We start from the raw sequence: 2,163 nt of genomic DNA, 5'->3' as shown, positions 1-2,163 counted from the left end.
TATACTATCCCATCTTCTAAAGTTATCTTACCATAAGTTGCCTCTTTGTTGGGCAAAGAATTTTTAAAGTGAAAATCACATATGTTTCCTGAACATTCAACTTCCTCATAGGAAACGGCCCACATTTCTACCCTCAACTCATTTGCTACACTTGTTGTATGATACAAAATCGCATTTTCATTGAATCAAACCCCTCTGGTTTTTGGAATGCGATGGTGACTTCTTCCGTTTTTTCCGTGATGATCAACAAATTGAACAGATCAATCAAGCTGTTGAAACCTTTTTAGCAGAGATAGAACGAGAGATACAACAACTCTCAACAAAAGCTGCTTAACCTTATNCAAACCTACCGGTGAACTGCTTATCTATCTTAAAGCAGATATTCCAATACCAAATTCAGTTAGCCACCCAGACAAACTTTTAGATTTGTCAAAGAATGAATATTACGAAACCGCACTCTCTAAGATGTAAAATACCATGCCAAAACCACGTCCTCCTCATCTCGTTAAACAAATTACTCAACATGGCAAAATTGTATGGTATGTACGTATTGGTCATGGACCACGCATTAGAATACGCGGTACCTATGGAACGCAAGAGTTTGTTGATAACTACAAAAGCGCACTTGCCGAGTTACAAGGACTTATACTTCCTAAATCAAAAACCGGTAAACTTGTTGAAGGGTTATTTGCATGGCTGCTTAAACAATACTTTAACAGCTCTAATTGGCATAGCTACACTAAAGCTACAAAAAAACAAAAAGAACTCATCCTTATGAAGGTTATGTGATTGGAGAAGAGACATTCATTTGTGGTAAAGAAGGTAAAACTAGTTAAAGAAAGTTTTGGCAACCTTTTTCGTGAGGCTTGTAACGTAGCGGGAATCAAAAAATCAGCACATGGCTTAAGAAAATTAGCAGCAACACGCGCAGTTAATTCTGGTGCAACAGTATCACAACTCAAAGCAATTTTTGGCTGGACAAATGATGCTATGACATCTCTTTACACAAAGAGCGCAGACCGTAAAAACTTGCTCTTGAAGCCATAAAAAAGCTTCAAAAAGATGAGGAATAGAGGCAAATAAAACTCAATAGAATCAGGAACAACCTATTCTCTCATATTAGACATAAATATTTTATTTTACACATACTTGTGAATGAAACGGCTTTTAAAACCTTGTCTGTTAAAGTTTATGCTCTTTGCCTCTGCATAATTTAGCGTTTTTAAGTTCTATTCTTGAAAAACTATGCAAGACCTTAACAAACTATTTATTGATCTAAGCGTTCAATAATCTTTTCTTCCATTCAAATTACCTTTTTGCTTATCCTAAAGAAAAAAGCATTATAAATATACCTAATTTTCAGTCATATCTGGAAAAGGTTTTAAACTGTCGATGCAAATCTTATACAACGTTTTATTCAAATAGTGTAAATCAGCCCTTTCCTCCAAGATACCCTTTAGACGCATTAAATATCTGAATATTTTTATTTAAAAAATAAAAATCTTTTAAAGAGCTTTCTTATTGAATTGTACTTATTTAAACTCAATAAAAATTTTGCTTGAATATATATGTCATTCTTACAAATTTATCTCTCATAAACTGTCAAAGCAATAACATTTTCTTTTCGCAGATATGACCGATCTAAATAGAATAAATATCTGGAAAGGTAAAATAATTTAAAAATACACGACCGAAATTTAATATAATTTATCAAACATTTTCAACTGAACATTTCTTATTATTACGAAAACGACCATTAGAACTTAAAAAATATTGCTTTGTAAAAAATTTTTAAACAGGAAAAAAATGATAAATATCATAATTACCTTTCATTTTTCAGAAAAAACTATCATGTTTAAAAATGAAACTCTTAGATAACACACTCAAAGAATTAACTTATGAAGAATTATTTTAATTGAAACTTAAATAGTTTTACAAAGAACGCTTTAAAATGCGTATTAAAATGATTGACCTTTTACAAGAAATTTGTCAAAAAGCATATCTAGTTTGGAGGGGTGGCCGAGCGGTTTAAGGCACCGGTCTTGAAAACCGGCGTGCAGGAGACTGTACCGTGGGTTCGAATCCCACCCCCTCCGCCACAGCACTTTTATGGTGCTATAACTTATTGATTTCATGTGTGTTTTTTCAAGGTGCGAGATTCGT

The 2,163-nt window shown here is 33.1% G+C and carries 1 tRNA gene and 2 pseudogenes; all 3 read left to right on the top strand.

The window, feature by feature from the left end:
• Positions 1–226: 226 nt before the first annotated feature.
• A pseudogene (locus ACFIK4_RS04410) lies at positions 227–334 on the top strand (exonuclease); the annotation flags it as partial.
• Between the two features lie 143 nt (positions 335–477).
• Positions 478–1,073: pseudogene (locus tag ACFIK4_RS04405) on the top strand (tyrosine-type recombinase/integrase).
• A 936-nt stretch (positions 1,074–2,009) separates the two neighbouring features.
• Positions 2,010–2,099 (top strand) — tRNA-Ser (locus tag ACFIK4_RS04400).
• Positions 2,100–2,163 lie beyond the last annotated feature (64 nt).

The sequence above is a fragment of the Bartonella sp. AP9QHHD genome (assembly GCF_042195625.1).
In the GTDB taxonomy this organism is placed as follows: Bacteria; Pseudomonadota; Alphaproteobacteria; order Rhizobiales; family Rhizobiaceae; genus Bartonella.
Note: the sequence above shows the minus strand (reverse complement) of the source record. Positions and strands in the feature narration are given on the sequence as shown.